This is a genomic window from Streptomyces termitum (genome assembly GCF_014650175.1).
Taxonomy (GTDB): Bacteria; Actinomycetota; Actinomycetes; order Streptomycetales; family Streptomycetaceae; genus Streptomyces; species Streptomyces termitum.
On sequence record NZ_BMUL01000002.1, the window covers coordinates 564,155 to 579,441 of the forward strand.

General features: G+C 74.1%; 14 protein-coding genes. 7 read left to right on the top strand and 7 right to left on the bottom strand.

The window, feature by feature from the left end; genetic code table 11:
• Window positions 1-18: 18 nt before the first annotated feature.
• A complete protein-coding gene (locus IE219_RS05830) occupies window positions 19-2,448 on the bottom strand; it encodes an immune inhibitor A domain-containing protein (RefSeq protein ID WP_189975420.1) in 2,430 nt (809 codons plus the stop codon).
• Between the two features lie 383 nt (window positions 2,449-2,831).
• On the opposite strand from IE219_RS05830, the gene IE219_RS05835 reads away from it, so the two are divergent.
• The gene (locus IE219_RS05835; RefSeq protein ID WP_189975421.1) at window positions 2,832-3,122 is read left to right on the top strand and encodes a hypothetical protein; all 291 of its coding nucleotides are present in this window, start codon (window positions 2,832-2,834) and stop codon (window positions 3,120-3,122) included.
• Here IE219_RS05835 and IE219_RS05840 read toward each other — a convergent pair.
• A complete protein-coding gene (locus IE219_RS05840) occupies window positions 3,106-3,825 on the bottom strand; it encodes an RDD family protein (protein WP_189975422.1) in 720 nt (239 codons plus the stop codon). The genes IE219_RS05835 and IE219_RS05840 overlap by 17 nt on opposite strands.
• 84 nt (window positions 3,826-3,909) lie before the next feature.
• Window positions 3,910-5,340, bottom strand: coding sequence for an RDD family protein (locus IE219_RS05845; RefSeq protein WP_189975423.1), 1,431 nt, complete (start codon window positions 5,338-5,340; stop codon window positions 3,910-3,912).
• A gap of 322 nt (window positions 5,341-5,662) precedes the next feature.
• On the opposite strand from IE219_RS05845, the gene IE219_RS05850 reads away from it, so the two are divergent.
• Window positions 5,663-6,154: an SsgA family sporulation/cell division regulator gene (locus IE219_RS05850; RefSeq protein WP_189975424.1), complete on the top strand. Its 492-nt coding sequence runs from the start codon at window positions 5,663-5,665 to the stop codon at window positions 6,152-6,154.
• 37 nt (window positions 6,155-6,191) lie between these two features.
• On the opposite strand, the gene IE219_RS05855 is transcribed toward IE219_RS05850, so the two are convergent.
• A complete protein-coding gene (locus IE219_RS05855; RefSeq protein WP_189975425.1) occupies window positions 6,192-7,568 on the bottom strand; it encodes an FAD-binding oxidoreductase in 1,377 nt (458 codons plus the stop codon).
• A 98-nt stretch (window positions 7,569-7,666) separates the two neighbouring features.
• On the opposite strand from IE219_RS05855, the gene IE219_RS05860 reads away from it, so the two are divergent.
• Window positions 7,667-9,106, top strand: a complete 1,440-nt coding sequence (locus tag IE219_RS05860; RefSeq protein ID WP_229849601.1) for a tetratricopeptide repeat protein — start codon at window positions 7,667-7,669, stop codon at window positions 9,104-9,106.
• Between the two features lie 68 nt (window positions 9,107-9,174).
• On the opposite strand, the gene hppD is transcribed toward IE219_RS05860, so the two are convergent.
• Window positions 9,175-10,320, bottom strand: a complete 1,146-nt coding sequence (hppD, locus tag IE219_RS05865) for a 4-hydroxyphenylpyruvate dioxygenase (protein WP_189975427.1) — start codon at window positions 10,318-10,320, stop codon at window positions 9,175-9,177.
• Window positions 10,321-10,441: 121 nt separating this feature from the next.
• On the opposite strand from hppD, the gene IE219_RS05870 reads away from it, so the two are divergent.
• The 4 genes from IE219_RS05870 to IE219_RS05885 all read left to right on the top strand — a co-directional run bounded on the left by IE219_RS05870 (window position 10,442) and on the right by IE219_RS05885 (window position 13,242).
• Window positions 10,442-10,918 carry an Lrp/AsnC family transcriptional regulator gene (locus IE219_RS05870; protein ID WP_189975428.1) on the top strand — a complete coding sequence of 159 codons (477 nt, stop codon included), beginning with the start codon at window positions 10,442-10,444 and terminating at the stop codon, window positions 10,916-10,918.
• Window positions 10,919-11,013: 95 nt separating this feature from the next.
• Window positions 11,014-11,613: a winged helix-turn-helix domain-containing protein gene (locus IE219_RS05875; protein WP_189975429.1), complete on the top strand. Its 600-nt coding sequence runs from the start codon at window positions 11,014-11,016 to the stop codon at window positions 11,611-11,613.
• A 70-nt stretch (window positions 11,614-11,683) separates the two neighbouring features.
• Window positions 11,684-11,857 carry a hypothetical protein gene (locus IE219_RS05880; RefSeq protein ID WP_189975430.1) on the top strand — a complete coding sequence of 58 codons (174 nt, stop codon included), beginning with the start codon at window positions 11,684-11,686 and terminating at the stop codon, window positions 11,855-11,857.
• Window positions 11,858-11,910: 53 nt separating this feature from the next.
• Window positions 11,911-13,242 carry an MFS transporter gene (locus IE219_RS05885; protein ID WP_189975522.1) on the top strand — a complete coding sequence of 444 codons (1,332 nt, stop codon included), beginning with the start codon at window positions 11,911-11,913 and terminating at the stop codon, window positions 13,240-13,242.
• Here the strand turns inward: IE219_RS05885 and IE219_RS05890 are convergent.
• The gene (locus tag IE219_RS05890; RefSeq protein ID WP_189975523.1) at window positions 13,175-13,957 is read right to left on the bottom strand and encodes a S16 family serine protease; all 783 of its coding nucleotides are present in this window, start codon (window positions 13,955-13,957) and stop codon (window positions 13,175-13,177) included. The genes IE219_RS05885 and IE219_RS05890 overlap by 68 nt on opposite strands.
• 30 nt (window positions 13,958-13,987) lie before the next feature.
• Window positions 13,988-15,133 (bottom strand): alpha/beta hydrolase, encoded by a 1,146-nt coding sequence (locus IE219_RS05895; RefSeq protein WP_189975431.1) that lies wholly within the window; start codon window positions 15,131-15,133, stop codon window positions 13,988-13,990.
• Window positions 15,134-15,287 lie beyond the last annotated feature (154 nt).

Sequence of the window (15,287 nt, forward strand, 5' to 3'; positions counted from 1 at the left end):
ACCTGCTACTTCACTGCTTTACCGCTTCGAAGGACCCACGCGGACCGTGATCGTGTCGCCGCTCTTCGGCTCCTTGACGATCTGGATCTTCGTGTTGGTGTCAGTAATCTTGACACCGGCCCGCGGGTTCTCCTCGGTCCAGTAGGTGTTCTTCCGGTCGTCGAAGACCGGGTTGCCCCGCAGCGACGGGACGAACGTGGCGACGTCACCCTTGTGGAGCTGGAGGGCGTCGGTCCGGTAGGTGCTGAAGGTGGAGTCGTACGCCTGGACGCGGTTGCGCATCAGGGTGCCGTCCTTCCACCGCAGCTGCGCCGGGTGGGCGTCGACCGGCAGGACCAGGCCCTGGCCCGGGTGGACGGAGGTGTTGTTGTCCTTCTGGGACAGGTCCCACTTCCAGATGAGCAGACCGTTCTGGTACGGGTAGTGCTCGACCCAGTTGGCCCGGTCGCCGGTGAAGCCGAAGTTGTACGGGCCGACCTTGAGGGTCTCGTCGTACGACACGTACTGGCGGTTCTCGGCGATGTAGTACTGCTCGTACTCGTTGCTGAAGCCCTTGCCGACCCGCGAGAAGCCCTTGGCGGTCCAGCCGTTGTCACCGTTCTCCGCGCCGTCCGCGAAGACGGTGGCGCCGTCGGCGGTCAGCGTGATCGCGTCGGCGGTGAAGCCCTTGCCGCCCGCGCCGCCGTCCGTCTGGTAGCGGAAGCGGAGGTCGACCTTCTTGCCCGCGTAGGCCGAGAGGTCGTAGACGAGCTTCTTGTGGGCGCCGGAGACGTCGGTCAGCGCCGGGGAGCCGGCCGCGTCGCGCGGGAGGGCCACGCCGTCGGCGGTGCCGTCCACGGCGGTCCAGTTGGCGCCGCCGTCCGTCGACACCTCGGTGTAGAGGTAGTCGTACTCGGCCTCGATGTCGTACCAGCCCTTGAGCTCCAGGGAGGCGGCCGACTTGCCCGTCAGGTCGACGGAGCGGGTGAGGGTGTTCTTGAGGTCGTCGCCCATGCCGCTCCACCACTGGGTGGTGCCCTCGGCGGGCGCGACGATGTCGGTGGTGACGGCCTTCTTCGGCAGCTCGACGACGAGCGCCTGCGGGTTCTTGGTGTTGTACTCGGCGACGCCCAGCTTGTGGGTGGAGTTCCACTTGCGGGACTCGTTGCTCACCTTGGTGTAGTTGAGCCAGCCGAGCTGGAGCTTGTCCCAGGCGTTCATGTCGCCGGGCAGGTCGCCGATGGCGTCCTTGCCCTTGCCGAGCCAGGAACCGGACGACATCAGCGTCCAGAAGCCCGTGGAGTTCTCGCCGCCCGCGGTGTCGTACAGGTCCGGCAGGCCGAGGTCGTGGCCGTACTCGTGGGCGAAGACGCCGAGGCCGCCGTTCTCGGGCTGCATCGTGTAGTCGCCGACCCAGATGCCGGTGTCGCCGATCGGGGTGCCGCCGGCCTTGTTGCCGGCCGGGCCGGACTTGCCCGCGTCGGTGCCGTAGGCGTACCAGCGGTGCGCCCACAGGGCGTCGGGGCCCTGCACGCCGCCGCCGGCCGACTCGTCCTCGCCCGCGTGGACGATCTGGAAGTGGTCGATGTACCCGTCGGGCTCGTTGAAGTTGCCGTCGCCGTCGAAGTCGTAGCGGTCCCACTGGTCGTAGGTCGCCAGGTCGGCCTTGATCTGGGCGTCGGTGCGGCCCTTGGCCTTCTGGTCGGCGACCCAGGCGTTGACGCCGTCGCGGACCGTGTCCCAGACGTTGGAGCAGTTGCTCTGGCCGCAGTAGTTCGAGCCGTAGCGGGCCTCGTTGTACGGGACCTTCACCCAGTCCGAGACGGCGCCGTCGACCGAGTAGCGGCCGGACGAGGTGCGCTCGTAGTAGGTCTTCAGCGACTGCTTCTGCCGGCCCTTGGCATCCTTGCCGGTACCGAAGTACAGGTCCTGGAAGTGCTTCTGGTTGTAGTCGGCCTGCCACGCGGTCGAGTTGTCGACCTTGCGGTTCGGCTTCGCTATCGCGTTGTGCAGCGGGCCGGGCGTGCCACCGTACTTCGGCTTGAGGTCGGTGGTGTCGTCGTCCTTGCGGTCGACCAGGGTGGTGTTGTCCACCTGGTCGCCGAACTCGACGAGGATCGTGAAGATCTTGTCGGTCTTCTCGCGGCCGAGCTCGACGTACTTCTTCGCGCCGAGCTTGACGACCTGCGAGCCGCCGCGCTTCTCGACCTTGGCGTCGCCCTTGAGGACCTGCTCCAGGGCGGCCTTGCGCTGCTGCGCCTGCTGCTTGCTGAAGGGGCCGTCGAGGTCGTGGTCGACCTTGGTCTTCTGGGCGTCGTTGCCCGGCGCGGGGTCGTGGCGGACGTCCGCCGCGGCGATCCGGCCGTTCTCGTTGGCCCAAGCGGTGCTGAAGGTCGAGGCGGTGGCGGCGGTGGCCGCGAGCGCCACGACGACTGCGGACGCCCGAATCGCCCGTCGTCTGTTGGTCACTTGATGTCGTTCCTCCCCCGCGTCCGCGTGCTCGGACGAGGAGGTGGGGTGTCCGTCCGGCGCGGTCGCGCGTCACAAGTGACGACATTCGACCGGAGAGAGAGGAGAAAAGACAGATCTTGACTTGGACATACCAAGTGCACTATGCGGGTGTCGATATCCGGTAATCGGACGGTCAAGTCGGGTAAAGCTTGGGAAAGTTACGGTGCGGGGCGGTTCCTCACCCCCGGACGGACCGGCTCCGCGGCCGGCCGTGCTCCCCCGCGCCACCCGTGCGCCCCCCGTGCTCCGGCACCATGGGTCAGGTCACGCTTACCCGTCGTTCCGCCGGGGCATCGAGCGTCGTAGAGTCGGCCCGGAGTCCCGGAGGGGCGGTATCCGTCATGCAGCGTCCGAACGCAGCGCAGTACGCCTACGGTTCGGCCGTCGTGGTCCTCGCGACCGCCGCGCTCCTGCTGCTGACCGGAGCCACCGGGCCCCCCGGCATCGTCCTGGCCTGCCTCACGGGCCTCGTGCTCGGCACCGTCGTGGCGGTGACGATGCCGCCGGGCACCCGCCGCGTCAAGACCCCGGACACCACCTCCGTCACCTCCCTCCCGGACGCCCCGTCCGGCGCCCCCGCAGGCACCTCCGCGCCGGCGGAGGTGCCGGGCCCGGTCAGTGCGGGGCGGTGACGACGACCGTCTTCGCGGCCTTGTCGTGCAGGCCCTGCCGGTAGGGCTTGTCGACCAGGATGAGGATGAGCAGCAGCAGCGGCCACAGGCAGGCGCAGCAGATCAGCGCGGGCAGCCAGAGCACGACCGCACGCAGCAGGGACTGGCTCATGGGCGGCGTGGAGCCGTCGTTGAGCATCGCCACCCGCAGCTTCATCAGCCGCTTCCCGAGGGTCTGCCCGTGCTGCGCGGTGAGCACGGTGTCGTACGCGACGTAGGCGACGATCGAGATGAGCTGGAAGGCCAGCTGCCCGCCGCCGGTGATCGCGTCCTGGAAGTCCGTGCCGTCCTTCGACACCCGGTCGTAGATGTCGAAGGGGATGCCGATGAGGGCGAGCGGCACCGCGATGATCACCCAGTCGATGAGCCGGGCCAGGATGCGGCGCCCGGGCTCGGCCAGCGGCGGCATCCCGGAGAGCGGGTCGGCGCCGCCGTAGCCCCCGCCGGGTCCTCCGTACGGGTCCCCGCCGTGGGGGCCGCCGGGCGCGCCGCCCCCGTAGGGGTTGCCCGGCGGGGGCGGGGGCGGCGGGTAGGAGCCGTACGGGTTCCCCCCTCCCGGCGGCGGGCCGGACGGCGGCGGACCGGCCGGCGGGGGGTCCTGCGGCCTCTTGGCGAACGGATCGTCGTCGGGGGGCGGGCCGGGCGGCGGCTGGTCGGTGCTCATGGGGGCATCGCATCCCGGGCACCGGGGCCCCGCAACGGCTGGGCGCCCGTTCGGGGGAGCCGGTCCCCCGACGGGCGGCGGGCGTCAGGCGCGGGCCACGAAGGTGCCGGCCGCCTTGTCGTGCCAGCACTGGCGCCACGGGCGGTCGAAGACGCACCAGAGCGCGTTCAGGACGCCGATCAGGAGCAGGCCCAGGAGGGTGTGGAGGAACCAGCGGCGCAGCGAGCGGCCGAAGGAGGGCGGCTCGTGCGCCTCGATGTCCCGCACCTGGATCCCGCACAGCTTCTTGCCGGCCGTCCGGCCCCACCGGGCGGTGGGCAGCGCCTCGTACAGCACGCCGAGGACCAGCATCAGGCCGAGCGCGATGCCGAACTGCACCGAGGTGGTGCCGTCCACCAGCCACACCTGGACGGTGACGCCGGACCGCTTGGCGGCCTCGATCTTGGCGTCGATGTGGTCCAGGGCGGCGGTCGCGAAGGGGAAGGCGGCGGCGGCCGTCAGCGCGCCGAGGAGGACGGTGTCGACCACCCGGGCGAGGAGCCGGCGGCCGAGCCCGGCCGGGGCGGCGGACGCCTGCTCGCGGGCGGCCTTGAGGAAGGGGTCCTCGACCGGCGGCTTCCACGGCACGACCGGCTGCCCCTGCTCCGGCCCGGCGGGCTGCGCCCACGACGGCGCCCCGGGCGCGGGCTGCGGCTGTGCCTGTACGGGGGCGGGCTGCGGCTGTGCTTGTACGGGCGCGGGCCGGGGGTGCGGTGGTACGGGCGCGGGCCGGGGCTGTGCGGGAGCGGGCGCGGGGGCCGGGGCGTGCTGCTGCGGCACGGGGGCCGGGGTCACCGGCATGCCGCCGAGCCGGGCCGGACTGCCGAGGCCCCGGGGCTCGGCGGCGGGGGCCTGGGCGGGGGCCTGGGCCTGGGCGGGCGCGGGAGCCTGGGCCTGGGCGGGCGCCGGGACCGGGGTCTGGGCGGGGGCCTGGGCCTGGGACTGGGCGGGGGCGGTGGGCCAGGCGACCGGGCCGCGCGGGTCGGGCACGACGGGCGCGGGGGCGGGGGCGGGCCGCTGCTGCGCGGGGGCCGGGTCGCGGGGGTCGCTCCAGGCGGCCCGGGGGGCGTCGGCGGGGGCCGCCTGCCGGGCGGAGGCGGGTTCGGGGGCCGGGGACCCGGCGTCGTACCCGTCGTACGCGTCATGTCCGCCGTGTCCGTCGTACGCGTCGAGGAAGACCGGGCCGGTCTCCTCGACGGCCGGAGCGGGGGCCGGAGCGACGGCCGGGGCGGCGGGTTCGGGGGCGGGGTGCGGGGCCGGGCTCGGGTTCGGGGCGGGGCTCGGGGCGAGGACCGGGCCGGCCGGGTGGGCGGAGGCGGGCGGGGCCGGCGCGGCCTCGTCCTCCTTGGGGGCGGGCCGGCTGGTGCCGGGCACCCACGCGCCGCCGTTCCAGAACCGGATGTATCCGGGGATCGACGGGTCCGGGTAGTACCCCGCCTGAGGTACCTCGCCGCCGCCTCCGGGAGGAGTAGCCACTGCCCCGACTCCGTTCAGTCACAACGCTCTGGTTCCGCGCGGCTCCGCGCCCGGTGTGCCGCGCCCAAGGAGGCACAGTAACGAAGAACGCCCCCGAGGGCGGAAAGAGACCGCGAGAAAGGCCGCCTTCGGGCGACAGGGGCCACAATCCGTCACTCCGGGTGAGGTTCGGGCCCCCGGATCCGGGGCGGTCGGGGCCTCCTGAGCCTCCCCCGGAAATTTCCGCGAAAAACTTTCCCGAAGTCGCGTAATGAACCGGCGGGACCGCGCTCTCTCCAGGTGAAGGCCCGCACGGGGCCCGCGGACGAGAGGCATCAGGACCATGCGGAACACCGAGCACACCACCGTCGAGCGCGAGCTGGAACTGAAGCTGGTGCTCTCCCCCGAGCGCGCGGTCCCGGTCCCGGCCCGGCTCGCCTACCGGACCGACGACCCGTACGCCGTGCACATCACCTTCCACATCGGCTCGGAGCACCCGGTCAACTGGACCTTCGCCCGCGAGCTCCTCGTCGAGGGCGTCTTCCGGCCGTGCGGCCACGGGGACGTGCGGATCTGGCCGACGAAGGTGGACAGCCGCAGCGTGATCCTGATGGCGCTCTCCTCCCCCGACGGCGACGCGCTCCTGGAGGCCCCGTCGGCGCAGGTGTCCGCCTGGCTGGAGCGGACCCTGCGGACCGTCCCGCCGGGCACCGAGTCCGAGCGGCTCGGCATCGACGACGGGCTGGCCGAACTCCTCGCCACCACCTCGGTCCGCGACGACCTGTGGCTGCGCGACCCGTGGCCGTCGGACGAGTCGCAGGACGGCGAACTGTGAGTCCGCGCGGCACGGGTCCGTACGGACGGACGGCGGGTCAGAACAGCTTGCCGGGGTTGAGCAGGCCCAGCGGGTCGAAGACCGCCTTGACGCCGCGCTGCACCTCCAGGCCGACCGGGCCGAGCTCCCGGGCCAGCCACTCCTTCTTCAGGACGCCGACGCCGTGCTCGCCGGTGATGGTGCCGCCGAGGGAGAGGCCGAGCGCCATGATCTCGTCGAAGGAGGCGCGGGCGCGCCGGGACTCGTCCTCGTCGGCGGGGTCGAAGCAGACGACGGGGTGGGTGTTGCCGTCGCCCGCGTGCGCGCAGACGCCGATGGTCAGGCCGTACTTCTCCGCGACGGCGGCGGTCCCGGCGAGCATCTCGGCGAGCCGGGTGCGGGGCACGCACACGTCGTCGATCATCGTGGCCGGTTTGACGGTCTCCAGGGCGGTGAGGGCGAGGCGGCGGGCCTGGAGGAGGAGTTCGGACTCGGCGGCGTCGGCGGCGGGCACCACCTCGGTGGCTCCGGCGGCCCGGCACAGCTCCCCCACGGCGGCGAGGTCGGCGGCCGGGTCGGGGGTGTCGAAGGCGCACAGCAGGAGCGCCTCGGTGGTCTCCGGGAGGCCCATCCGGGCCAGCCGGTTGACGGCCCGGACGGTGGTGCGGTCCATGAGTTCGAGGAGCGAGGGCGTGTGGCCGCCCGCCATGACGGCGCAGACGGCGGCGCAGGCGGCGTCCGTGGAGGGGAACTCGGCGGCGAGGACGAGCTGCGCGGGCGGCTGCGGCTTGAGCGCGAGGACGGCCTTCACGACGATGCCGAGGCTGCCCTCGGAGCCGACGAAGAGGCGGGTGAGGTCGTATCCGGCGACGCCCTTGGCGGTGCGGCGGCCGGTGGTGAGGAGGCGGCCGTCGGCGAGGACGACGTCGAGGCCGAGGACGTACTCGGCGGTGACGCCGTACTTGACGCAGCACAGGCCGCCGGAGGCGGTGCCGATGTTCCCGCCGATGGTGCACGACTCCCAGCTGGAGGGGTCCGGCGGGTAGTACAGGCCGTGTTCGGCGACGGCACGGGAGAGGACGGCGTTCACGACGCCCGGTTCGACGACGGCGATCCGGTCGACCGGGTCGATCTCCAGGATGCGGTCCATCTTGACGAGGGAGAGCACGACGCAGCCCTCGGAGGCGTTGGCGCCCCCGGACAGTCCGGTGCGGGCGCCCTGCGGCACGACCGGGACGCGGAGTTCCGTCGCGGTCCGCATGACGTGCCGCACCTGCTCGACGGTGCGCGGGAGCACGACGGCCGCGGGGGTGCCGGCCGTGCAGAAGCCCGCCATGTCGTGGGCGTAGGAGGCCGTCACGTCCGGGTCGGTGAGGACGGCGTCGGCGGGGAGCCCGGCCCGCAGGGCCTCGTGGAGCGTCCGGAGATCATCCATGCCCCCAGCCTGGCAGCCGGGGCCATCGGTGTGAACCCGCCGCGACCGGTGGCCGGTGCGGTCTTCGTACCGGCGGGGCCGGGCCCACAGTGAGGCCCATGAGGAGCCGGAAGTGGTCGCGGGCGGTGCTGGGGACCGGGGTCGGGGCGGTGCTCGCGGCGGGGGCGCTGGTGTGGCTGCCGGGGCTGGTGGGCGGGGACGGCCGGGACCGGCCGCCGGGGCCGGTGGAGCGGGCGGCGGCCGCGGCGCGCGCGGGGGCTCCGGCGGCGCTGCCGGACCTGGTCGCGCTGATCGGGGACCGGGAGGCGTGGCTGCGCGGGCATCCGGACGACGCGCCCGCGTGGGCGGAGCTGGGCGCGGCCTACACGGAGCGGGCGGTGCGGACCGGGGCCGTACCGGATCTCGCGCGGGCCGGGGCGGCGCTGGACCGGTCGCTGGCCGTGCTCCCGGCGGACCGGGGGAACCTGGACGCCCGGCTGGGGCTCGGGGCGCTGGCGGGGGCGCGCGGCGACTGGAAGGCCGCGAAGGCGTGGGGCGAAGGGGTCAGGAAGGCCGATCCCAAGCGCTGGGCGGCGTACCCGCTCCTCATCGACGCCTATGACGGGCTCGGGGAGTATCCGGCGGCCCGGAAGGCGATGGAGTCGCTGGAGGAGCTGCGCGGCGGGGCGGTGGTGCGGGGCCGGGCGGCGCAGGTGTACCGGGACCGGGGCTGGCGGGAGGACGCGGACGCGACGGCGCTGGACGCGGCGGCGCTGGCGGCCACGGACGCGGAGGGGGCGGCGGCGTACGCCCGGCTGGGGCGGTTCGCGTGGGAGCGGGGCGAGCCGGCCGAGGCGCTGGAGCGGTACGGGGCGGCGCTGCGGCTCGTACCGGAGCACGGGCCCGCGCTGGCGGGCCGGGCGCGGGCGCTGGCCGCCCTGGGCCGGACCGGCGAGGCGGCGGCACAGTGGCGGGCGGCGCTGGCCCGGCAGCCGCTGCCGGAGTACGTCCTGGAGTCCGGGGAGCTGGCCGAGTCGCTGGGCCTGGACGGGGACGCGCGGGCGGCGTACGGGCGGCTGCGGGCGGGGAGTTGGGCCTCGCCGGCGGACGAGGTGGCGCGGGGGCTGCTGGAGGCGGACCACGGTGATCCGGCGGTGGCGGTGGCGCGGCTGCGGGCCGCGTGGGAGCGGGGCCGCCGCTCGGTGGCGGTGGCGGACGCGCTGGGCTGGGCGCTGCACCGGTCGGGGGCGTCCCGGGAGGCGCTGGGGTATGCGCGGCGGGCCGTCGAGGAGGGGCCGCGCAGTGCCCCGTTCACGTACCACCTGGGTGAGGTGGAGCGGGCGCTGGGCCGGACGGGTCCGGCGCGCCGGCACCTGGCCGAGGCGCTGCGGATCCATCCGTCCTTCTCGCCGCTGCACGCGCCGCGCGCGCGGGAGGCGCTGGAGGCGCTGGGCGAACCGGCGGTGACGGCCGACGCGCTGCCGAAGGACGCGCTGCCCGGGGACGTACCGCCGGAGCGGTCGTCCGCACGCGGGTCCGGGGCGGGGAAGCGGACGTGAGCGCGCGCGTCCGGGACGGGCCCCGTGCCCCGCCCCGGACGCGCGCGCCGGTCTTCGCGCGGGTGCGGCTACAGGTTGCCGCGCTTCTCCTGCTCGCGCTCGATGGCCTCGAAGAGGGCCTTGAAGTTGCCCTTGCCGAAGCCCATGGAGCCGTGGCGCTCGATCATCTCGAAGAAGACGGTCGGGCGGTCCTGCACCGGCTTGGTGAAGATCTGGAGCAGGTAGCCGTCCTCGTCGCGGTCGACGAGGATCTTCAGCTCACGGAGGATCTCGACGGGCACGCGGGTCTCGCCGGCCCACTCGCCGAGGGTGTCGTAGTACGAGTCGGGGGTGTCGAGGAACTGGACGCCCGCGGCGCGCATCGCGCGCACGGAGGCGACGATGTCGTTGGTGGCGAGGGCGATGTGCTGGACGCCGGCGCCGCCGTAGAACTCCAGGTACTCGTCGATCTGCGACTTCTTCTTCGCGATCGCGGGCTCGTTGATCGGGAACTTCACCTTGAGGGTGCCGTCCGCGACGACCTTCGACATGAGGGCGGAGTACTCGGTGGCGATGTCGTCGCCCACGAACTCCTTCATGTTCGTGAAGCCCATGACCTTGTTGTAGAAGCCGACCCACTCGTTCATCTTGCCGAGCTCGACGTTGCCGACGCAGTGGTCGATGGCCTGGAAGGTGCGCTTGGCCGGGGGCTCGACGATCGGGGAGGCGGCGACGTAGCCGGGCAGGTACGGGCCGTCGTAGCCGGAGCGCTCGACGAGGGTGTGGCGGGTCTTGCCGTAGGTGGCGATGGCGGCGAGGACGACGGTGCCGTTCTCGTCCTTCACCTCGTAGGGCTCCGCGATGCCGGTGGCGCCGTGCTCGACGGCGTAGGCGTACGCGGCGCGGGCGTCCGGGACCTCGATGGCCAGGTCGACGACGCCGTCGCCGTGCTCGGCGACGTGCTCGGCGAGGAAGCGGCCGTGGTCGGTGGAGGCCTTGATGACGGAGGTGAGCACGAAGCGGGCGGCGCCGTTGGTGAGCACGTAACTGGCGGTCTCGCGGCTGCCGTTCTCCGGTCCGGAGTAGGCGACGAGCTTCATGCCGAAGGCCGTGGAGTAGTAGTGGGCGGCCTGCTTGGCGTTGCCGACGGCGAAGACGACCGCGTCCATTCCCTTCACGGGGAAGGGATCGGCCTGCCGCGCCGTGGAGGGGGTGTGATCGATGGTCTCAGTCATGGGAACAGCGTCCCGCCGCCCTGCAAGGTGCGCAATAGTTTGCAGATCCTCTGGTCAATGTGTACAGCGACGGTCGAGTATGTGCGGACGACTTGTACATCGTGACCATTGGGAGGCCGCCGTGGCGATCGATCATTTGGACGGGCGCCTGATCGTGCTCCTCGCGCGCGAGCCGCGGATAGGGGTCCTGGAGGCGTCCCGGCGGCTGGGGGTGGCCCGGGGCACCGTGCAGGCGCGGCTCGACCGGCTCCAGGCGAGCGGGGTGATCCGGGGGTTCGGGCCGCAGGTGGACCCGGCGGCGCTGGGCTATCCGGTGACGGCGTTCGCGACGCTGGAGATCAAGCAGGGGCAGGGCGCGGACGTGCGGGAGCACCTGGCGACCGTGCCGGAGGTGCTGGAGCTGCACACCACCACGGGCCACGGCGACATGCTGTGCCGGCTGGTGGCGCGGTCGAACGCGGACCTCCAGCGGGTGATCGACAAGGTGGTGGCGTTCGAGGGGATCGTGCGGGCGTCGACGGCGATCGTGATGGAGAACGCGGTGCCGCTGCGGATCATCCCGCTGGTCGAACAGGCGGCGAGCGGGGAGCCGTTGTAGCCGTCGCCGGACCGGCGGGGCGCCCGGCAGGTGTGCAAAGAAGACGTTGCAAAGAAACCCTTGCAACGTCTTCTTTGCACACCTACTCTCGGAGCATGCCCGAGCCCGAGAAGGCCGCGAAGGCCACCCCGAAGCACGACACCCGGGTGCTCGACCCGCGCTCCCTGCGCGGTCTCGCCCACCCCCTCCGCATGCGGCTCCTCCGCGCCCTGCGCCACTACGGGCCGGCCACCGCCTCCGGGCTCGCCGAACGCCTCGGCGAGTCCAGCGGCGCCACCAGCTACCACCTGCGCCAGCTCGCCGCGCACGGCTTCGTCGAGGACGACCCGAGCCTCGGCAAGGGGCGCGAGCGCTGGTGGCGGGCCGCCCAGCAGGGCGTGCGCTGGGACGAGTCGCTGGACCGGAACTCCGACCCCGAGGTGCGCGGCGCCGCCGACCTCCTCCTGCACGAGAACGCCTCCCACCACACCCAGGAGCTGGCGACCTGGATCGCCACCCGCCACGAATGGCCCGCCTGGGTCGGCGCCTCGGACATGAGCGACTTCACCCTGCGGCTGCCGCCGTCCGCCGTGCGCGAGCTCGGCGAGCGGATGCACGCGCTGATCGACGAGTACCGGAACGTGCCCGAGGCCGGGGCTCCGGACGCCGCGCGCGTACGGCTCCACCTGCACACGTTCCCCCAGCACGAGGACTGAGCCCGCGCCTCCGCCGCGCGGAGGCCCGCGCCCGTACCGCCGCCACCTCCACGGAAGGGACCACGAGACCATGCACCCCGACATCCACCTCCTGCTGCACCGGACGACCGCCGCCGAAGCCCACCGGAAGGCCGCCGCACGGGTGCGGACGGCCCCGCTCCGGGAGCGGGTCGGACGGCGGCTCGTCGTCTGGGGAACCCGCCTGTCCGGCCCGACCGACCTCGCGGTCGCCCTCGCCGCGTGAACGCCCCGGGGGGAAAGACCGTCGCGGGGGAAGGCGCGGCAGGGGGAAAGACCATCGCGGAAGAAGGCACGGCGGGGGCCGACAAGAAGCCCCTGTTCACCGTCCTGACCGCCAACGCCGTCTCCATAGCGGGCAATTCGCTCACCCTGATCGGCGTTCCCTGGTTCGCCCTGGAGACCACCGGATCGCCCGGCAAGGCCGGCTTCGTCGCCTTCTGCGCCGCCCTGCCGGTCGTCCTCTCCGCCATCGCGGGCGGCCCCGTCGTCGACCGGATCGGCCGCCGCCGGGTCAGCATCGCCTCCGACCTGGTCTGCGGGCTCGCCCTCGCCGCGATCCCGCTGCTGCACCACGCCGGGCTGCTCTCGTACGGGCTGCTCTGCGCGCTGATGGCGGTCAACGGCCTCTTCCACGCCCCCGGCGAGACCGCCCGGCACGTCCTCGTGCCGGACCTCGCCGCGCGGGCCGGGACCTCGCTGACCCGGGCCGCGAGCCTGTACGACGCGGTCTCGCGCGGGGCCCGGATGGGCGGCGCGGCCTTCGGCGGCGTCCTCGTCGCACTGGTCGGCGCCGACACCGTGCTCTACGTCGACGCCGCCACCTTCGCCGTCTCCGCCGCGCTCGTCACCGCCGGGCTGCGCGGGATCGCCACCGCCGAGCCGCACCGCGACGGCCCGCCGCTCTCCGCCGCGCGCTACCGCGCCGACCTGCGCGAGGGATACGCCTACCTGTTCCGGGACCGGCTGATGCTCGGCATCATGCTGATGGTCATGCTCACCAACGGCCTGTCGCTGAGCTGGAGTTCGGTGCTGCTGCCGCTGCACGCCCGGGAGCACCTGGGCGGCCCGGCCGCCCAGGGCCTGCTGGTCGCCGTCTTCGCCGGCTGCGCGCTGGGCGGGGCGCTGCTCTACGGGGCGGTCGGCCACCGCTTCCCGCGCCGGGGCGTCTTCACCGCCGGGTTCCTCGTCACCGGGGCGCCGATGTTCCTCGTGGCGGCGGCGACCGGGACGGCGGCCCCGCTCCTGCTGACGGCCGTGGTCTCGGGCCTCGGCGCCGGGGTGCTCAACCCGATCCTGACGACGGTGATGTACGAGCGGGTGCCCGAGGAGCTGCGCAGCCGGGTCGCCGGCGCGAGCACCGCCGGAGTCCTGATGGCGACCCCGCTGGGCGGCCTGGTCACGGGCCTGCTCGTCGAGCGGGCCGGGCTGACCGCGACCCTGCTGACCGTCGGCGGCCTCTACTTCCTGGTCACGCTCGCCCCGGCCGTCTTCCCCGCCTGGCGCGGCCTGGACGCCCCCGCCGCTCCGGACGGGACGGGGCCTAGCAGGACGGGACCTGCGACGCCCGCCCCTGCTCCAGCGCCCGCAGGGAGCCCACCGCGTCGCTGAGGGTGGCGACGGGCACCAGCCTCAGCTCCTTCGGCCGCTCGGCCAGCGCGTCGGAGCACTCGTCCTTCGGCACCAGGAAGACGGTCGCCCCGTCGCGCGCGGCGGCCTGCGTCTTGAGCGCGACCCCGCCGACCGCCCCGACCGTCCCGTCCGGCGCGATCGTGCCCGTACCGGCGATCGTCCGGCCGCCGGTCAGGTCGCCGCCGTCACCGTCGCCGTCGAGCTTGTCGACGATGCCGAGGGCGAACATCAGGCCCGCGCTGGGACCGCCCACGTCGGCGAGGTGCAGCTCCACCTTCACCTGCTCCGGGTCCTTCTTCAGGAAGCCGAGGGCGGCGAGGGTCGCGTCGTCCTGGGACTCCTTCATCTGGCCCAGGTTGCGCTGCTCGATCTCGGCGTCCGACTTCCCCGGCGGGTAGACGTTGGCGTACGGGAGCACCGCCCGGTCCGTGCGGAACCAGGCGTCGGCCACGTCCGCGAGGTCCACGTCCGTGCCCGGACCGGTGGCGAGGATGGTCGTCATCCGCAGCCGGCCGGTGGTGGGGCGGACCGGGGCGCCGGTGATCGTGATGACCTCCCGCCCCTTGTCCTTCCCGAGGACGTCGGCGGTGATGCCGGGCTGGGCGAGGGCGAACGGCAGCGGCGCGAGCCCGGCCACCGCGAACAGCGCGACGACGGGCACGGCACACGCCGCCAGCACGCGGGACCGGGGCATCCGGGAGAGACGGGAGAGCACGCGTCCAATCTACTGGGCGGGCCCCGGGCGCCGGGCGGGACCCGTGGGGAGCGCGGCGAGGAAGTCCCGCAGTCCGCGCCCGACGGCGGCGGCGGTGGCCGCCGCGTCGCCGGGGCCGACGAGCCCGTCCCGGACCGCGCCGGTGACCAGCCCGGCCGCGTGCAGCTGCGGCACGACGGCCGCGTGGTCGGTGAAGACCCAGTGGTTCGCGGCCCGGAGGGTACGGCGCCGGGCCCGCAGCCCCGCCCAGGAGCGCTCGATCCGCTCCGCCCCCTCGAAGCCGTCCGTACGCATCAGGAGCAGCGGCCGGCGGCCGGGCCAGGGCTCCAGGTCGAGGTACCCCTCCAGATTCGCGACGGCCCTGACGCGGGGGTCGCGGGCGGCGAGCAGCGCGGCGGCGGTGCCGCCCGCCGAGTGGCCGCAGGCCAGGACCCGGGCCGGATCCGGCACCAGACCGGGCGGCAGCGCCCCCGGCCGGTCCAGGACGAGCCTCAGGTCCGCGACCCGGGTCTCCACCATGGTCCGGAACGTCGCCGGGTCCGGCGGCCCGTACAGCACCGTCTCGCGGACCGTACCGTCCGGCAGCTCCACCTGGCTCGCCTCGCCCGGATGGTCGACGAGGACGACGACCGCGCCGTGGCTCGCCAGATCGGCGGCGAGCCCGGTGCCGAGGGTGCGGGCGTCGCCGCCGCCCGGCGTGTACAGCACGACCGGGCGGCGGCCCGGCAGCGGCGGCGCGCCCGCGTGCGCGTGGGTCAGCGCCCCGCCCCAGTCGACCCCGGCCGCGGGCAGCCCCCGCACCGGGAACGCCAGCTCCGCGAAGACCCGCGCCTCCCCCGGGGTGAGCTGGGGCACCCGGCGGAAACCCCGCACGCTGCGGGCCGGGTACACCACGTCGACGACGACCTGACGGAGCCCGAGCGCCGGATCCCACGGATCGGTCCGCGACGGATCGGTGAACGCGCGGCGGACCGTCCCCACCGGATACGGCCCGGTCGGCGCGGGCAGCACGGGCACGAACCCATCGGGGGCCCCGGCCGGGGCCGGGGGAACGGGGGCCGTCTCCGAGGCCGAGGCCGGGGAAGCGGCGAGGGCCGTGGAAACGGTGCCGAGCAGGGCGGCTTTGGCGAGGGTGCGGCGGGAGAACGTGTTCATGCCGTGCATGCTGGCCCTGGCGCCTGGTCCACCCCGAGCCTTTCGGCGAGACCTGAAAGGGTCGCGTTGTGGGGGGGAGGGGTTCGGGTTCGGCGGCGGGTTTGGGCTCGGGGGCGGGCCCGGGTTCGGGGGCGGGCTCGGGCCCGGGTTCAGG

Coding starts and splice junctions, on each gene's coding strand:
- IE219_RS05835 (WP_189975421.1), top strand. CDS start 2,832: ATGCAGCGTCCGAACGCAGCGCAGTACGCCTACGGTTCGGCCGTCGTG.
- IE219_RS05840 (WP_189975422.1), bottom strand. CDS start 3,825: ATGAGCACCGACCAGCCGCCGCCCGGCCCGCCCCCCGACGACGATCCG.
- IE219_RS05850 (WP_189975424.1), top strand. CDS start 5,663: ATGCGGAACACCGAGCACACCACCGTCGAGCGCGAGCTGGAACTGAAG.
- IE219_RS05855 (WP_189975425.1), bottom strand. CDS start 7,568: ATGGATGATCTCCGGACGCTCCACGAGGCCCTGCGGGCCGGGCTCCCC.
- IE219_RS05860 (WP_229849601.1), top strand. CDS start 7,667: ATGAGGAGCCGGAAGTGGTCGCGGGCGGTGCTGGGGACCGGGGTCGGG.
- hppD (WP_189975427.1), bottom strand. CDS start 10,320: ATGACTGAGACCATCGATCACACCCCCTCCACGGCGCGGCAGGCCGAT.
- IE219_RS05875 (WP_189975429.1), top strand. CDS start 11,014: ATGCCCGAGCCCGAGAAGGCCGCGAAGGCCACCCCGAAGCACGACACC.
- IE219_RS05880 (WP_189975430.1), top strand. CDS start 11,684: ATGCACCCCGACATCCACCTCCTGCTGCACCGGACGACCGCCGCCGAA.
- IE219_RS05890 (WP_189975523.1), bottom strand. CDS start 13,957: ATGCCCCGGTCCCGCGTGCTGGCGGCGTGTGCCGTGCCCGTCGTCGCG.
- IE219_RS05895 (WP_189975431.1), bottom strand. CDS start 15,133: ATGAACACGTTCTCCCGCCGCACCCTCGCCAAAGCCGCCCTGCTCGGC.